This is a genomic window from Pseudomonas sp. RL_5y_Pfl2_73 (assembly GCF_963970515.1).
Lineage (GTDB): Bacteria > Pseudomonadota > Gammaproteobacteria > Pseudomonadales > Pseudomonadaceae > Aquipseudomonas.
In genome coordinates this window covers 43,188-58,691 of sequence record NZ_CAXAPD010000012.1, presented here as the reverse complement: position 1 = coordinate 58,691, position 15,504 = coordinate 43,188, and the positions used below count along the sequence as shown (strand labels likewise).

Below are 15,504 nucleotides of genomic sequence, written 5' to 3'. Positions count from 1 at the left end.
TGTGGGAGCAAGCGCCCTTGCCATGCTTCATCAATCCTTGCCGCGCAACATACTGCCCAGCACCTCATCCCGGCGTACCCAAGCGTGAAACAACGCCGCCGCCAGATGCACCAGCACCGTCACGAACAACAGGTAAGCCAGGTACCCGTGGGCCTTGCGCAGCAGTGCGAACGTCTGGGCGTGCGCTGGCAGAATCGAAGGCAGTTGCAACGAATCGCCGAGCATCACCGGGTCCCCCGCCGCCGAAATCATCCCCCAGCCCAACAGCGGCAGAACCAGCATCAGGGCGTACAACAGCACATGCGAGGCGTTTGCCGCCAACACTTGCCAGGTCGGTAGATCCGCCGGCAACGGCGGTTGGCGGGTGGTAAATCGCACCACTAGGCGCACGATCACCAGCAGTAAAATCGCGATACCCAATGGCTTATGCAACTGCAGCAGCCATTCATGGCGTTCGGACACCGAGGCAACCATGCCCGCGCCGATGAACAGCATGGCGATGATCATCACAGCCATCAGCCAATGCAGCAGCCGGGCCAGCGGTACAAAGTGACGAGGGGCGCTCATGGGCGGGACTCCTGTTTGGCGGGCAACTGGCTCACTTCGCTGGTACGTCGCAGATAGGAACTGGCATAGGCGGCGGAGCGCGCGACCAATAGCGGGTCTTCGGAACCCTCGATCCCTTGGGGCAGGATCAGCGGGTCATAATTGATATCGCGGCACTCACCGTTGTCCTGCGCCTGGGTGCGGTCCAGCACCAACGTGCCGGCATTGAATACCTTGCGGTCAGCGGGCCAAGCCTTGCTGGCATCGTTCACCGGGTCCCCCGGGTTGGCCAGGGTGATGTTCAACTGCCAGCGCAACGGCCCGGCGGCGAGACGCTTCACCAAGTCTTGCTCGAGGAAGTCGGCCCCTTGGGGTGGCGTCGCATCCGCAGCATCCAGGCTCATCGGCACCACGCCCCAGCGCACCGCCTGGCGCTGCCCGGCGGGGTTGACCAGATAGAACGCGTTGATGCCGTTGTAGGTTTCGGTGGCGTAGCTGGCCGACGGCTTGGCGGTCTTGATCCATTGCAGGAACGGCATCGCTTCGGGGTGCGCGGCAAAGAAAGCCGGTACAGCCGCAGGGTTCGGTTTTCCTGTGGCAGGGTCCGGCGACTGGGCTTGCTGGAGTTGATAGAAGGCTTCAGGCGTGCCCACCGGAAACACGGGCATGCTGTTCATGCCGGTACGCCATTGCTGACCGTTGGCCTGGGTAAAGCGCAGTGCCAGGCTGCGAATCGGCACACTGCCGTCCGGTGCATAGGGGTTAGCGCTGGGCAAGGCGAAACGCCCAACCACTGGCGTTTGCGGTTGCGAGAAGACTTGGGCGCTGGAATAGGCGCTGGCCTCGCCCGTGCTTTGGAAATAACCCGCGACGCAGACACCTTTTGAGTGGTTGCGTCGAAACCCCGGATGAACGCCGTTGTTTTTTTCCAGTACATTGACCAACGCCTGCGGTGTCAGGCGCTGTGGGTCGAGGCTGCCATTGACGTAGGCAAACGCGCCGGCCAGGGCTGCAACAATCACGGCGATGCCGCTCAGGCGCAATGTCAGGGCGGCGGCAGTCAAGGGTGGCCGGCTCGACGAGGGTGAAGGATCAACCATGAGAAAGCTCCAGGGCTCGAGGCCATTCGTTGGAAAGGACCCGTCAGACGAAGACGTGACAGGTTTATTCCCACGCCTCGTATTTATTTTTCCTGCACTGGAATAATCTCGTTCTCGGGTCGTCTTTCCAGTCCCGGCGCAGTGACTGCCCACAGAAGCCACACTCCCATGAACGCATTCGACGAACAGTTGCGCGAACTCATCCCCAGGCTACGGCGTTTTGCCCTGTCGCTGACGCGCAACCCGAGCAACGCCGACGACCTGGTGCAGATGTGCCTGGAACGGGCGTTGTCCAAATGGAACGACAAGCGCCCAGACGGCGATCTGCGGGCCTGGCTGTTTTCGATTCTGTATCGGCAGTTTCTCGACGGTCATCGCCGCTCCCGTCGGTATGCGCGCATGCTGGAGTTTTTCACCGGTCGCGACGATGCCCAGCCTTCGGCCGAGCGCAGCGTGATCGCGCAATCGTCCCTGCAGGCCTTCGATCAGCTCACGACGGAGCAACGCGCACTGTTGTTGTGGGTGTCCGTGGAAGGCTTGAGTTACCAGCAAGTCGCCGACATCCTCGGCGTGCCGACCGGCACGGTAATGTCCCGCCTGTCCCGTGCTCGCCAGGCCCTGCGCCAACTCAGCGACGGCGAAATCACCCGCCCTACCCTGCGGATACTCAAATGATCAGCATGCCCCCCAGCGAAAGTGACCTGCACGCCTACGTCGATCGCCAACTGAACGAAGCCGACCAGCGCTTGGTGCAGGCCTACCTGGCCAATCAGCCGGAAGTCGCCGCCCGCGTCCGGGCCTGGCAACAGGACGCACAGCACCTGCGCACGGCCCTGAGCGGTGCCTTGCAACAGCCGCCCAACCCCGACCTCGACCCGGCCATGATTCGACAGCACCTGAAACATCGCTCCCGCCGCCACTTGGCCAGCGCCGCGGTGTTGCTGTTGGCCGTCAGCGTCGGTGGCTTCGGTGGCTGGCAGGCGCGGCAAATGACCCTGCTCAGCGCTGCCGCCCCCATGGCCGATGCCCTGCAGGCATACCGCTTGATTGCCCAGCAGGGCATCCTTCCGGCCGATTACCAAACCGGCGACGAGCAGAGCATGCAAGGCTGGCTCGACCGCTACTTCACCCAGGCCGACCGGTTGCCAGACCTGTCGGCTGCGGGCTTCAAGCCTGTCAGCGGGCGCTTGCTCAGCACCGAACAAGGCGCGGCGGCGATGGTGGTCTATCAGGACCCGAACGGTCAGAAAATCAGCTTCTACGTGCGCCCGCCCGGCCCGAAAAACTTCCTCCTGCCGCGGGGCAGTCGCCGCGAGGGTGAGCTGCAAGCCGAGTACTGGTCCGGGCCGGGCTACAACTATGCGATGGTCATTCCCAGTGATACGCCGACGGTGCAGCGGCTCAAGCAGACCCTGAACTTCTGAGTCCCCTATCCGATGGAAAATCTCTGTGGGGGCGAGCCTGCTCGCGATGGCGGCAGCTCAGTTAGAGATGATGTCGACTGTCACACCGCTATCGCGAGCAGGCTCCCACAGGGAACATCAGTTGCTCTTGAGAGTGTGTTTAACGCTGTCCAAACACCTGCGAAGGCCTGCGCAGCAACGGGTCGAAGGGGTTGATCCGCGGTCCGATCAGGGCGGCCTCACGCTTGAGCTATCCGAAATGCTGCAGACCGACGAAGCTGCGCTGTTCCCGCTGACACCGCCCCATGTGAGCGCGTTGAAACTCAAAGGCATGCCGGTCGAATATGCCCAGCCTAAGGACGGCGCCGTGGTCCTCAACGCCGCCGAATGCACCATCACCCAAAATACCCAACCGGAATTGGCGCAACAACTCGCGGCTTTCCTGCTGACCCCGCAAGCCCAGGCCATCGCCCTGGAAGAAGGCGACCAGATCCCGTCCAACCCCAACACTCCGACCACCGACAAGACCCGCGGCCAGGCGGAGGCGATGAAGCAATACCTGGGAACGGCGATTGCCGTGGATTGGGATCGGGTCAACGCACAACGCCCGGCCTGGAACGCCCGCTGGAACCGCAGCATCGAGCGCGATGCGCAAATTTTGCGGTTATCATGCGGCCATCTCACAATGAATTGAACAGATGACCTGTGGCGAGGGAGCTTGCTCCAACTGGGTTCTGTAGGCGCTGGCGAAGCCTGCGATCTTTTGATCTTGATCTTTCGCTTGGGACTCAAGTGTCTGGGGAAGATCGCAGCCTCGTTTCACTCGACAGCTCCTACACAGCTCCTATGACGTCGCCGAGCAGGAGCAAGCTCCTCGCCACAGGTTTTTTCCACGCTTTTTCTTCTTGATCAACAGCGAACCCCTCCATGCACACCCTCGCCCAACTACGCGCCGGCCAGCTTTCCGGCATTACTCGGCTGGACCTGGCCTGCGGCTTGACGGAGTTTCCCCGGGAAATCTTCGACCTGGCCGATTCCCTCGAAATTCTCAACCTCAGCGACAATCAGTTGGACACGCTGCCCAACGACCTGCATCGGCTGACTCGCCTGCGCGTGCTGTTCTGTTCGGACAACCGTTTCACCGAACTGCCCGAATGCCTGGGCCGTTGCAGCGCCTTGACCATGGTCGGTTTCAAGGCCAACCGCATTGCACACGTCACGGGCGCCGCACTGCCGCCACTGCTGCGTTGGCTGATCCTGACCGACAACTGCGTCAACCAATTGCCTGATGAACTGGGCCAACGCCCTTCTCTGCAAAAACTGATGCTGGCCGGCAACCGTTTGCAGCAGTTGCCGGCAAGCCTGGACCAGTGTCATCGCCTCGAACTGCTACGCATCGCCGCCAACCAACTGACCGAACTGCCGCAATGGCTGCTCAAGTTACCAAGCCTCAGTTGGCTGGCCTACGCCGGCAACCCGCTGGAGGCTCAGGCAGAAGCGGCGGCCCTGAATACCACAACGCCTATCGACTGGTCGCATCTGGAACTGCAACAACAGCTGGGCGAAGGCGCGTCGGGGGTGATTTATCAGGCACGCTGGCAGGCACCCGGCGACGTGGTGCGAAAGGTCGCGGTGAAGCTGTACAAAGGCCAAATGACCAGCGACGGCTCGCCGCTGCATGAGATGCATGCCTGTATCACGGCCGGTCGACACCCGAACCTGATTGAGGTGTTGGGCCAGGTTACCGGGCACCCCGAACAACAGGCCGGGCTGGTGATGGCGCTGATCGAGCCCAGCTACCGTAACCTCGCCGGGCTGCCGAGCCTGGCCTCGTGCACTCGAGACGTGTATGCCGACGCGCTGCGCCTCAGCGCTCCGGTGGCCCTGCGCATCGCCCATGGTATTGCCTCGGTGGCGGCGCACCTGCACCGCCAGGGCATCACCCACGGGGATCTCTACGGGCATAATATTCTGTGCGATGACTTGGGCGATTGCCTGCTGGGGGATTTTGGCGCGGCGTCGTTCCACGCCACCACAGACAACCTGCAAACCCGCGCGCTGCAACGTATCGAAGTACGGGCCTTCGGGATTCTGCTGGGGGAATTGTTGGCGCGGATTGAACCGGGGCTCGGTGCAGAGGAACTGGTAGCGTTGCAGGATCTGCAGGTGCGTTGCTGTCAGCCTGATGTATTGGCGCGGCCGGGGTTTGATGAGATTGAAGGCTTATTGCGCAACCGTGGCGAGGGAGCTTGCTCCCGCTGGGCTCTGTAGGCGCTGGCGAAGCCTGCGATCTTTTGATCTTGATCTTTCGCTCACGATTTAAGTGGCAGTGAAAAGATCGCAGCCTCGTTGCACTCGACAGCTCCTACGCGCCGCCGAGCGGGAGCAAGCTCCCTTGCCACAGGGGGTAGTGCTTAACCCGCCAACCCGACAAACATGTCCTGCACGTCATCGTGGTTGTCGAGGCCTTCGAGGAACGCTTCGACTTCAGCCATCTGCTCGTCGGTCAGGCCACTGACCGGGTTTTTCGGCTGGTAGCCCAGCTTGGCCGACAACACGGTGAAACCCTGCTCCGGCAAGGCCTTCTGTACGGCATCGAGGTCGGCAGGATCGGTGAGGAACAAGGTCGCGCCGTCTTCGCCCGGCTCGAAATCCTGGGCACCGGCCTCGATGGCGGCCATTTCCGGATCGGCATCCGGGCTGTCCGGTGCGGCTTCAATCATGCCGACATGGTTGAAGTCCCAGGCCACCGAACCCGAGGCACCCAGTTGGCCCTTGCGGAACGCGACGCGAATTTCGGCAACGGTGCGGTTGATGTTATCGGTCACGCATTCAACGATTAACGGCACCTGGTGCGGCGCGAACCCTTCGTAGGTGACGCGGTGGTATTGCACGGTTTCACCGAGCTGGCCAGAACCTTTCTTGATCGCACGTTCCAAGGTCTCGCGGGGCATCGAGGCCTTCTTCGCCTGCTCGACCACCAGTCGCAAGTGCGCGTTGGTAGCGGTATCAGCACCGTTGCGCGCGGCAATGGTGATTTCCTTCACCAGTTTGCCGAAGATCTTGCCCTTGGCGTTAGCAGCCGCTTCTTTGTGTTTAACCTTCCACTGTGCGCCCATTACTCACTCTCTTGTCTGACGCGCCGAGACATCTGCCGGCCGGCGCTGTGGCGCAAGTTTATACGGCCTAAACCGGCTGATCGACCAAAAAATTCACCCTGCCGGATCGGCTTTTTCACAGCGTATTGTAGGACGTTTCTGAAATAGCGACTCACAAGCACCGTTTTCCCCCGCGATTTCGTACCCTCTGCGCCTCTCTCCCCACCAGTAGGAGCTGCGATGCGCAACGACACGGAAAGTCCCTTCTGCCTGACGCTCACGCAAAGCGACTTGCAACTGCAAGTCTTGCGGTTCAATGGCCGCGAAGCCCTCAACCAGCCGTACCGCTATGACCTCGAACTGATCGGCCTGGCCCCACCGATAAACCCCGACCTGCTCTTGAGGCATCCGGCCTTCCTGCGCCTGGACGGCGAAGCGGGCGTCCATGGAATTGTCCACAGCGTTAGCCTGAGTACCCTGGCGCCGCGGCGCATCGGCTATCGCTTGACGTTGGTTCCCTACCTCCAGCAACTGGACCAAGGCCCGCAGCGCCGGGTTTTCCATCGGCTCAGCGCGGTGCAGGTGCTGCAACGCCTGCTGGAAGAACACGCGCTACCCGTCGACAGCTACCGTTTCGAACTGCCTCATGGGCAGTATCCGTGCCGCCCCTTCTGCATCCAATACGACGAAAGCGACCTGACCCTCCTGCAACGACTGTGCGAGGAAGAAGGCATTCATTACCATTTCGAACACGCGCCTCAGGGCCATGTCCTGGTGTTTGCCGAAGACCCGAGAAGCTTTCCCCTGCACCCCGTCGAGCTGCCCCTGCGCCCGAACGAAAGCCCGCTACCGGCCATCAAACGCGTGTATTTGCGTCACCATCCGATGATGCCTGGCCTGCCCGTCGGGTTCAGTGACCGGGCCCCGTCCGAAGCACAGGCCTCGGCGGCGAATCACCCCCTTGAGCAGATCGAACACGAGGCCATGCACGGCAACCCGGCCTTGGCTCACCGATACCAGGCCGGTCGCCGCCACCTTGAACGGCTGCGCTGCCGGCAACGGGAGATCCATGGCCACAGTACCCAGCCGGCCCTGCACGGCGGCGACATCGTGCAAATCTGCGAACACCCGGTTTCCAGCTTCAACGATCAATGGTTGATCACCGAGGTCCAGCATCGCGGACGGCAGTTTTCGATCCTGGAACCGGACCTGCCCGCCGCACCGTCGGCCCGTGACTACCGCAACCGGTTCACCGCCATTCCCTGGTCCACCGCGTTCAGGCCGACCCTCAAGCATCCCAAGCCCTGTATCCCCGGGTACCACCTAGCCCATGTACTCGGCCGCGCCGGCCAACCGGCCAGCCCCGATGAACGTGGCCAGGTGAGTGTCAGCCTATGGGCACCGGACCAGGAGGGCATCATGCTGCCCGTGTCGCGGCTGACGCTGGACGGCAGCCCCAGCCTGATGGCCGGCAGCGAAGTGCTGGTGAGTTTTCTCGATGGCGACCCTGATCGACCGGTGCTGTGCCCAGGGGCTGTCGATACCGACGCAGGCCATACCGCCACGCCCCCGAAACCGCCCCGAGGCAATCATGATCCGGGGCTGCTGTTGGACTGGCTGCTCAATCCGCCGGACTTGACGCTCTGACGCAACCCTAAGACTTCATACCGGCAAAACTGATCTGGCTCATGCAAACCCAGCGAAACGGGCTTACAGTAAGCGGATAACGCCGCTCTAGACGGCGCTCTACCCTGATCGTTGGAGATACCTGCAATGCCCTGGAAAAACTCAGAAAGCCGCTACAGTAGCGTCACGGTAACCTTGCATTGGCTAATGCTGATTCTGCTGGCCGTGGTTTATGCCTGCATCGAATTCCGGGGAATTTTCCCCAAGGGCAGTGGCGGCCGGACCCTGATCAAGGAAGCGCACTTCATGCTCGGCTTGACCGTGTTCCTGCTGGTCTGGCTACGCCTGTTCGCCCGCAGCATGGGTAAGGCACCGGCGATTTTCCCGGCGTCGCCTGCGTGGCAAACCATTCTCGCTCGTCTGATGCACTGGGCGCTGTACCTGTTCATGATCGCCATGCCGCTGCTGGGCTGGCTGATCACCAGCGCCGAAGGGCATCAGGTGATGTTCTACGGTTTCGATCTGCCCTTGCTCATCGATCAGGACAAGGCGTTTGCCAAGCAACTGGAAGGCTGGCATGTGCTGGGCGGCACCATCGGCTATTGGTTGATTGGCTTGCATGCCTTGGCGGGGCTGTACCACCACTATGTAGTACGGGACAACACGCTGCTGCGGATGATACCCAAACGCGGCTGATCGCCGTTACTCGAACCCTCGGCGGCCTTGCAAACCGCCGGTGTGGACGAAGATCAAACGGGTGCCAGGGGCAACCCCTCCGGCCTCCACCCGCGTTTTGAGCAACATCAAGGCTTTGCCGGTGTACAACGGCTCCAGTTCGATAGCCACCGTGGTTTCGATGAACTCGGCGAGTTCGGCATCGACCCGGGCGAAACCACCACGGCTGCCGTCGAACAATTCATAAAGCGGATTGCAAAGGCCCGCTTCCCCCATGATGTTTTCGACTTGCTGCGCCACGCCATGGTCCTGGGGCACCGCCAGCACGCCATAGACCGGGCGCTGTCCCGCTTCGGCCAGCACCAACCCGGCCAGTGACGTTCCGGTGCCGCAGGCCAGCCACCAACCGTGAAAATCCGCCCACCCCAACGTCGCCAGTTGTTCACGGACACTGGCCGCCCACACCTGGCAGCCTTGTGCGCCGGGTAATCCTGAACCGCCCTCGGGTACCGAATGCAAATAGGGATAGCGGATCTGCCACGGCTCCCAGAAACCCGGAGCGTGTCGCTCTCGGTATCCGCCATAACCCAACCAGTGCAGGTCCATGCCAAACGCTTTCAGGTCACGCACCGTCGGCGTGTCCTGGGGATGACCACGCAACAGCCCCGCCGTGGGAAACCCGAAGCGCTTGCCCGCCGCCGCCAACGCATGCAAATGATTGGAATAGGCGCCGCCCAGACTCATGATCCCCTCGGCGCCGGCCTCATGGGCGACGCGCAAGTGATGCACCAGCTTGAACCACTTATTGCCACTGATCAGCGGATCGATCCGGTCCAGGCGCAACGCCGCCACCTCAACACCGGCACGGGCTAGCCAGTCCAAATGAAGGAGTTCGAGTCGGGGTTGGGGATGCCAGTCGAGGGCGGGAAGCAGCATGGCAGTAGGCCTGGGATAAAGATGCCCAGCATCTTAACAGCTGGTCGCGCAGGTCCTGGCACTACAAGAACCTGTGGGCGCGGGCTTGCTCGCGAAGGCGTCGGCATATCCAACATCACCGCAAACTGACCCGCCGCTTTCGCGAGCAAGCCCACCTGGAATCGGCGGCGACCTTGGCTTCCCTATTTGCAAGCAAGGTCGCGCCCAGCGTTTTGTGCCTTACAACTGCGCCGCCAACCGCGAACCCTGGTTGATCGCCCGCTTGGCGTCCAGCTCTGCCGCCACGTCGGCGCCACCGATGAGGTGAACGCTCTGTCCCGCCGCTTCCAGGCCTTCGTGCAACTCACGCAGCGGATCCTGGCCGGCGCAGATCACGATGTTGTCCACGGCCAGCACGTGTGGCTCGCCGGTTTCGCCGAGGCGAATGTGCAGGCCGTCGTCGTCGATCTTCAGGTACTCGACGCTGTTGAGCATCTGCACCTGCTTGTTCTTCAGGCCCGTGCGGTGAATCCAGCCAGTGGTCTTGCCCAGGCCATCACCGACCTTGGATGCCTTGCGTTGCAGCAAGAACACCTGGCGCGCCGGTGCATGAGGTTCGGCCTTGATCCCGGCCACACCGCCGCGAGCCTCGAGGTGGGTGTCGATGCCCCACTCCTTCCAGAACGCCTCGCGGTCCTGGCTGGTGGCAACGCCTTGATGAACCAGGAACTCCGACACGTCGAAGCCGATACCGCCGGCACCGATCACCGCGACACTGCGGCCCACCGGCTTGCGCTCGAGGATCACGTCCAGGTAGCTCAACACCTTGGCATGCTCCACCCCGGGAATCGCCGGCACGCGCGGCGCGATGCCAGTGGCGAGGATGATCTCGTCGTAGCCCCCGGCCACCAACTGCGCCACATCCACCCGGGTGTCGAGGCACAACTCGACATGGCTGGTCTGCAATTTGCGCTTGAAGTAGCGCAGGGTTTCGAAGAACTCCTCCTTGCCTGGTACGCGCTTGGCGACGTTGAACTGGCCACCGATTTCGCTGGCCGAATCGAACAGCGTCACCTGATGCCCACGCTCGGCCGCCACCGTGGCAGCGGACAGGCCGGCCGGGCCGGCACCGACCACGGCAATTTTCTTCACCTGGGTCACCGGCAGATAGTTCAGCTCGGTTTCGTGGCAGGCCCGCGGGTTCACCAGGCAACTGGTGAGCTTGCCGCCAAAGGTGTGGTCCAGGCACGCCTGGTTGCAGCCGATGCAGGTGTTGATTTCATCGCCGCGCCCGGCAGCGGCCTTGTTGACGAACTCCGGATCGGCCAGGAACGGCCGCGCCATGGAGACCATGTCGGCATCCCCTTCGGCCAGGATCTGCTCGGCCACTTCCGGGGTGTTGATGCGGTTGGTGGTGATCAGCGGGATGCTGACTGAACCACGCAGCTTGGCCGTGACCTTGCTGAACGCCGCCCGAGGAACCTTGGTGGCGATGGTGGGAATTCGCGCTTCGTGCCAACCGATACCGGTGTTGATCATTGTCGCGCCGGCTTGCTCGATGGCCTTGGCCAACTGGACGATTTCGTCCCAGGTGCTGCCGCCTTCTACCAGGTCGAGCATCGACAGGCGAAAGATGATGATGAAATTCGGGCCTACCGCCTCGCGCACCCGACGCACGATTTGCACCGGCAAGCGCATGCGGTTTTCATAGCTGCCGCCCCAACGGTCGATACGGTGGTTGGTGTGGGCCGCCAGGAACTGGTTAATGAAATAACCTTCCGACCCCATGATCTCGACGCCATCGTATTCGGCCTTCTGGGTCAGTACCGAGCAGGTGACAAAATCGCTGATCTGTTTCTCGATACCCTCCTCGTCCAGTTCCTTGGGCTTGAACGGGTTGATCGGCGCCTGGATCGCGCTCGGTGCCACCTGCTTGGGGCTGTAGGCGTAGCGCCCGGCATGGAGAATCTGCATGCAGATCTTGCCACCGGCCTCGTGTACGGCCCGGGTAACGATCTGGTGCTTGAGGGCTTCTTCTTCGGTGGTCAGCTTGGCCGCGCCGGAGTAAACACCGCCCTCGTCGTTCGGCCCGATCCCACCGGTGACCATCAGGCCCACGCCGCCCCGGGCCCGCTCGGCAAAATACGCCGCCATGCGTTCGAAGCCGCCGGGCTTCTCTTCCAGGCCGGTGTGCATCGAACCCATCAGGGTACGGTTGCGCAAGGTGGTGAAACCCAGGTCCAGCGGGGCCAACAGGTGCGGGTAATGAGAGGCGGTCATCGGTAACTCCACAACGGGCGATCACGGGAGAAGCGCAAGCTCTGCGGCTTGCGTCTGTCATGACCCACAGCGTAAGAGTCCGGATGCGGGCGCTCAATGACCGTAACTGACAACTTGATGATCCAAATGTGCAGCACGCAGCGTGCCGATCAACCGTGCGTGACTCTCAACGGGATGGACCAGTCCTATCAACGCTGGCCCAGGTGCTCAAACCAACAATAACGCTAATCACACGGTCGCCCTTGCATGCATCCCCAACGAAAAATGCTGCACAACGAGTTGCACGCCCGCCCGTCGCTGTATTTCGACGAGCCGGCCCACGTCTTCCACCTGGCGTTTCTTGGCGACAATGCCCAGTGCAACGCGCTGCTCGAACGACTGTGCCCTGAAACCCTCGCAGCAGAGGGCGCACAAGGCATCACCCGCCTTGAAGGACATCCACTCAAGTGGGAGCGCCACGCCGAGTTCTTCACCCTGACCCTGGTCGTTCCCGCCTGCACCCATGAACTGCACTGGACAACGCTGCCCGAATGCCTTGCTCAGGGTATCGAAGGTCATTCCCAGCACCTCATCAATGCCGTTCAGGTGGTGGTGCGCGCAGAAGCCGGTCTCGACCTGACCAGCTACGGATTCAAGGACCCTTGCGGCTCTTGCGTGGGTGGTGGCGATGCGGTCGTCTGGAGCGATTTTCGCCTGACCGAGGACGGCACCAATCGCCTGCTGTTCATCAACCGACGGCTCAACGCTTATCGTCAGGGCCGCATGATTCGGCGTCTGCTGGAAATCGAGACTTATCGCATGATGGCGTCCTTGTCGCTCAATACCGCCAAGGCACTGGACCCGCAGTTGAACGAATTCGATCGCACCCTGGTGAGCCTGTCCGAACGTAATGCCAATGCCAGCGGCGTGCATGCCAAGGCCCTGCTGGAGGACATCGCCCTGCTGTCTCGCCAGGTCGTCAGCAGTACGGTCAGGAATCGCCACCGTTTCAGCGCCACCCACGCCTACGCCCAACTGGTGTTCGAACGCCTGGGGGAATTGCGCGAAAGTCACCTGGGGGATTGCCAACGGCTGGGCGTGTTCATCGAACGGCGTTTCAAACCCACGGTGCGCTATTGCGCAGCCACCGAACAGCGCCTCGAACAACTGGCCATGAGCGTCGCCAACCTGGGTGACTTGCTGCAGGCACGCGTACAGGTCGAAATGGAGGACCAGAATGCCGAGATTCTGCGTAGCCTTAATGCGCGCGCCGATGCACAGATAAAGATCCAACGCGCGGTGGAAGGTCTGTCGATCATTGCCATCACCTACTACCTGATCAATCTGTTCAAATTGGTCTACAGCGGGCTGCACACCTTGGGCGCAAACCTCTCGGCCCGCGAGGCGCTGCTAGGCATGACGCCACCGGTGCTGTTGATCCTGCTGCTGATTCTGATCCGGATCAGGAAGGCCAAAAGTCACTAGTGCACCTTGCCCACGCAGCGGGCGTCCAAGGGTTCCATGGACGCCTTTGCGCTTGCCTGCCATGAGTACAAATCAGCGCCCACCCTTCGCTAATCCCTTGTTTTACCGTACCCTGCCTCGTAGCTCTTGATGAGAAATCATGAACCTGCACACGGCCGCTGACTGTTTCCCCATGCGCAAATTTCTGTACCTGATGTTTTCCTTGGCCTTGATTGCCGCCCTGATCACCTACGCACTGTGGACGACGGATCGTCCGGTGGGTCATTACCTGTCCGACCTGCGTATCAGCCTGGCGGTCGACCAGGGCACACCCGCCGACCGCGGCAACCTGCTGGGCATCCAGCCCGAACTGTTCCCCACCGACTACCAGAGCCCCGAGCGCCTGCATCGCAAACTGGCTGCCTATCTGCAGACGGCTCGCGACCAAGGCCTTCTCAATGCCAAGACCGTGGTGGTCCTGCCCGAGCACATCGGCACCTGGTTGATGCTCGGTGGCGAAAAAAACGAGTTGTACCAGGCCACCACCCTGAAGGAAGCCATGAACTGGCTGGCGGTCAGTAATCCGCTGGCATTTATCCAGGCATTGGTCAGCGCTCAAGGCGATAGCCGACTGGACGATGCCTACCTGCGCATGAAAGCCAAGCGCATGGCCCGTGACTATCAAGCGCTGTTCGGTGGGCTGGCCAAGGAGTTCGGCATCACCTTGGTGGCCGGCTCCATCGTGCTGCCTGAACCCAGTGTCAGCGACGGTGAACTGAAGATCGGTCGCGGTGCGCTGTACAACAGCAGCTTGGTATTCGGCAGCGATGGCCGGCCAATCGGCCAGCCACAACGCCAACGACATCCGGTGTTTGAACAGCGCGATGTGCTTGGGGCCGACCGACCGACCACCTTGCAAGTCATCGACACCCCCGCCGGGCGCCTGGGCGTGCTGATCGGCAGCGACAGTTGGTACCCACTCCACTACCGGCAACTCAACGACCAGGGCGCACAACTGATTGCGGTGCCCGCCTTCATCATCGGTCGCAATACGTGGGACAAACCTTGGAGCGGTTATAAAGGCCTTTCCACGCCGAGCGAGGTGAGCCTCAAACCAGGTGAAGTAAGCGAGGGCCAAGCTTGGCATCGCCTGACACTGACCGGACAATTGCCCATCAGCCAGGCCCGGGGCGGCGTCAGCGTGTTCCTGCGGGGCCAGTTCTGGGACAGCGGCAGCGCCGGCCAGAGTTTCATCAGCCACAACGGCCAACACTTCCCCGATGGCGAGGCCCATGGCGCCCGCCTGCTGAACCTGTGGCTGTGAGCATGAAACCGCAACCGATGCGCTTGGGCGACCTGTCTGTGGGCTTCGTCCATAGCCTGGCTGACGCAGTCGCCAGCCATGGGCAAGACCCTCAACCTTTGCTTGAGCAGTACGGTCTCGATGCGGCGCGCCTGGCCGAGCCCGGGGCACGACTGTCGATCCCACGCTACATGCGTCTGGGCCACGCCGCGATTCAACAGACCCAGGACCCGGCCTTGGGCCTGCGCATGGGCAGGCTCGGCCGCTTGAGCCAGGCCGGGCTGGCGGGCGTTACCGCGGCCCAGGCGCCAACCGTGCGCGAGGCCGCCCGCTGCATGATCCGCTTCGAGCCGCTGTATGGCTCCAACTATCGCGGCCAATCGAGTTTCCATGAAGATGCCCGAGGCGCTTGGCTACGGTTCTATTCCATCAGTCCGTATAACGCCTACAACCGCTTCGTCGTGGATTCGATCATTGCCGGCTGGCTTGCGCAACTGTCCAGTGTCAGCGGCATCGCGCTACGACCCGAACGCATCGAAATCGAATTCGAGGAGCCGACGTATCTAGAGGCCTACCGCACGCTCGGTGACTGCCCGATCCAATTTAGCGCCGAACACAATCAACTGCGCCTGGGCCTGGACAGCCTCGCCCAGCGCAACCCACAGCATTGCCCCAGCACCTGGCACCATCTGCTTGAGCTGTGTGAACGGGAACTGGAACAACTGACCCGCACCCGCAGCCTGCGGGAGCGCATCATCCAACTGTTGGGACCGTTGCTCAACGGCGGCCGGGAACCCGACCTGGAAGAAGTGGCGGCTCGCCTGAAGCTGCCGACCTGGACCCTGCGTCGCAAGTTGGCCGAGGAAGGCACGCAGTTTCGCGCCATCCTCAACGACACCCGCCGCGACCTGGCCATGACCTACATACGCGATACCGAACTGGCGTTCGGCGAAATCGCTTATCTATTGGGATTCGCCTCAGCCGAGGCATTTCAACGAGCCTTCAAGCGCTGGAACAACCAGACGCCCGGAGAGTTTCGTCGTAGTCACCGAGGGGTTTAAGCTTCAAGCGCCAAGCTTGGCGCTTACCACTTGTAGCGTGTCGCGATCCTCACA

13 protein-coding genes and 2 pseudogenes are annotated in these 15,504 nt (G+C 61.9%); 9 read left to right on the top strand and 6 right to left on the bottom strand.

What is annotated here, in order from left to right; all coding sequences use genetic code 11:
• Nucleotides 1-30: 30 nt before the first annotated feature.
• Together AACY42_RS13810 and AACY42_RS13805 are read right to left on the bottom strand one after the other, a co-directional pair.
• A complete protein-coding gene (locus AACY42_RS13810; RefSeq protein ID WP_339480013.1) occupies nt 31-567 on the bottom strand; it encodes a cytochrome b in 537 nt (178 codons plus the stop codon).
• Nucleotides 564-1,646, bottom strand: a complete 1,083-nt coding sequence (locus AACY42_RS13805; RefSeq protein WP_339480011.1) for a catalase family peroxidase — start codon at nt 1,644-1,646, stop codon at nt 564-566. Before AACY42_RS13805 ends, AACY42_RS13810 begins: the two co-directional genes overlap by 4 nt.
• Before the next feature lie 168 nt (nt 1,647-1,814).
• On the opposite strand from AACY42_RS13805, the gene AACY42_RS13800 reads away from it, so the two are divergent.
• Nucleotides 1,815-2,321: a sigma-70 family RNA polymerase sigma factor gene (locus AACY42_RS13800; protein WP_339480009.1), complete on the top strand. Its 507-nt coding sequence runs from the start codon at nt 1,815-1,817 to the stop codon at nt 2,319-2,321.
• A complete protein-coding gene (locus AACY42_RS13795) occupies nt 2,318-3,070 on the top strand; it encodes an anti-sigma factor family protein (protein WP_339480007.1) in 753 nt (250 codons plus the stop codon). Before AACY42_RS13800 ends, AACY42_RS13795 begins: the two co-directional genes overlap by 4 nt.
• 139 nt (nt 3,071-3,209) lie before the next feature.
• On the opposite strand, the pseudogene AACY42_RS13790 reads toward AACY42_RS13795, so the two are convergent.
• A pseudogene (locus AACY42_RS13790) lies at nt 3,210-3,299 on the bottom strand (IclR family transcriptional regulator); the annotation flags it as partial.
• Here AACY42_RS13790 and AACY42_RS13785 point away from each other — a divergent pair.
• Together AACY42_RS13785 and AACY42_RS13780 are read left to right on the top strand one after the other, a co-directional pair.
• A pseudogene (locus AACY42_RS13785) lies at nt 3,297-3,743 on the top strand (extracellular solute-binding protein); the annotation flags it as partial. The pseudogenes AACY42_RS13790 and AACY42_RS13785 sit on opposite strands and share 3 nt — an antisense overlap.
• Nucleotides 3,744-3,976: 233 nt before the next feature.
• Complete coding sequence (locus tag AACY42_RS13780) at nt 3,977-5,320, top strand: leucine-rich repeat-containing protein kinase family protein (protein WP_339480005.1); 1,344 nt, start codon at nt 3,977-3,979, stop codon at nt 5,318-5,320.
• 143 nt (nt 5,321-5,463) lie between these two features.
• Here the strand turns inward: AACY42_RS13780 and AACY42_RS13775 are convergent, their stop codons facing one another.
• On the bottom strand, nt 5,464-6,168 hold the full coding sequence (locus tag AACY42_RS13775) for a YebC/PmpR family DNA-binding transcriptional regulator (protein WP_003183149.1): 705 nt from the start codon (nt 6,166-6,168) through the stop codon (nt 5,464-5,466).
• A 219-nt stretch (nt 6,169-6,387) separates the two neighbouring features.
• Between AACY42_RS13775 and AACY42_RS13770 the strand changes: the two genes are divergently transcribed.
• Both AACY42_RS13770 and AACY42_RS13765 read left to right on the top strand, forming a co-directional pair.
• Nucleotides 6,388-7,794 (top strand): type VI secretion system Vgr family protein, encoded by a 1,407-nt coding sequence (locus AACY42_RS13770; protein ID WP_339480002.1) that lies wholly within the window; start codon nt 6,388-6,390, stop codon nt 7,792-7,794.
• 126 nt (nt 7,795-7,920) lie between these two features.
• The gene (locus AACY42_RS13765) at nt 7,921-8,469 is read left to right on the top strand and encodes a cytochrome b (protein ID WP_339480000.1); all 549 of its coding nucleotides are present in this window, start codon (nt 7,921-7,923) and stop codon (nt 8,467-8,469) included.
• Between the two features lie 6 nt (nt 8,470-8,475).
• On the opposite strand, the gene AACY42_RS13760 is transcribed toward AACY42_RS13765, so the two are convergent.
• Both AACY42_RS13760 and AACY42_RS13755 read right to left on the bottom strand, forming a co-directional pair.
• Nucleotides 8,476-9,384, bottom strand: a complete 909-nt coding sequence (locus tag AACY42_RS13760; RefSeq protein WP_339479998.1) for a 1-aminocyclopropane-1-carboxylate deaminase/D-cysteine desulfhydrase — start codon at nt 9,382-9,384, stop codon at nt 8,476-8,478.
• A 219-nt stretch (nt 9,385-9,603) separates the two neighbouring features.
• Nucleotides 9,604-11,643, bottom strand: a complete 2,040-nt coding sequence (locus tag AACY42_RS13755; protein ID WP_339479996.1) for an NADPH-dependent 2,4-dienoyl-CoA reductase — start codon at nt 11,641-11,643, stop codon at nt 9,604-9,606.
• 246 nt (nt 11,644-11,889) lie between these two features.
• Between AACY42_RS13755 and AACY42_RS13750 the strand changes: the two genes are divergently transcribed.
• The 3 genes from AACY42_RS13750 (at nt 11,890) to AACY42_RS13740 (ending at nt 15,450) form a co-directional block, all read left to right on the top strand.
• On the top strand, nt 11,890-13,107 hold the full coding sequence (locus tag AACY42_RS13750; RefSeq protein ID WP_339479994.1) for a DUF3422 domain-containing protein: 1,218 nt from the start codon (nt 11,890-11,892) through the stop codon (nt 13,105-13,107).
• 172 nt (nt 13,108-13,279) lie between these two features.
• On the top strand, nt 13,280-14,410 hold the full coding sequence (locus AACY42_RS13745; protein ID WP_339480182.1) for a carbon-nitrogen hydrolase family protein: 1,131 nt from the start codon (nt 13,280-13,282) through the stop codon (nt 14,408-14,410).
• 2 nt (nt 14,411-14,412) lie between these two features.
• Nucleotides 14,413-15,450 carry an AraC family transcriptional regulator gene (locus AACY42_RS13740; RefSeq protein ID WP_339479993.1) on the top strand — a complete coding sequence of 346 codons (1,038 nt, stop codon included), beginning with the start codon at nt 14,413-14,415 and terminating at the stop codon, nt 15,448-15,450.
• Nucleotides 15,451-15,504 lie beyond the last annotated feature (54 nt).

Bases quoted from the DNA above. Each gene is read 5' to 3' on its own strand.
- AACY42_RS13810 (WP_339480013.1), bottom strand. From the start codon at position 567: ATGAGCGCCCCTCGTCACTTTGTACCGCTGGCCCGGCTGCTGCATTGG.
- AACY42_RS13805 (WP_339480011.1), bottom strand. From the start codon at position 1,646: ATGGTTGATCCTTCACCCTCGTCGAGCCGGCCACCCTTGACTGCCGCC.
- AACY42_RS13800 (WP_339480009.1), top strand. From the start codon at position 1,815: ATGAACGCATTCGACGAACAGTTGCGCGAACTCATCCCCAGGCTACGG.
- AACY42_RS13795 (WP_339480007.1), top strand. From the start codon at position 2,318: ATGATCAGCATGCCCCCCAGCGAAAGTGACCTGCACGCCTACGTCGAT.
- AACY42_RS13780 (WP_339480005.1), top strand. From the start codon at position 3,977: ATGCACACCCTCGCCCAACTACGCGCCGGCCAGCTTTCCGGCATTACT.
- AACY42_RS13775 (WP_003183149.1), bottom strand. From the start codon at position 6,168: ATGGGCGCACAGTGGAAGGTTAAACACAAAGAAGCGGCTGCTAACGCC.
- AACY42_RS13770 (WP_339480002.1), top strand. From the start codon at position 6,388: ATGCGCAACGACACGGAAAGTCCCTTCTGCCTGACGCTCACGCAAAGC.
- AACY42_RS13765 (WP_339480000.1), top strand. From the start codon at position 7,921: ATGCCCTGGAAAAACTCAGAAAGCCGCTACAGTAGCGTCACGGTAACC.
- AACY42_RS13760 (WP_339479998.1), bottom strand. From the start codon at position 9,384: ATGCTGCTTCCCGCCCTCGACTGGCATCCCCAACCCCGACTCGAACTC.
- AACY42_RS13755 (WP_339479996.1), bottom strand. From the start codon at position 11,643: ATGACCGCCTCTCATTACCCGCACCTGTTGGCCCCGCTGGACCTGGGT.
- AACY42_RS13750 (WP_339479994.1), top strand. From the start codon at position 11,890: ATGCATCCCCAACGAAAAATGCTGCACAACGAGTTGCACGCCCGCCCG.
- AACY42_RS13745 (WP_339480182.1), top strand. From the start codon at position 13,280: ATGCGCAAATTTCTGTACCTGATGTTTTCCTTGGCCTTGATTGCCGCC.
- AACY42_RS13740 (WP_339479993.1), top strand. From the start codon at position 14,413: ATGAAACCGCAACCGATGCGCTTGGGCGACCTGTCTGTGGGCTTCGTC.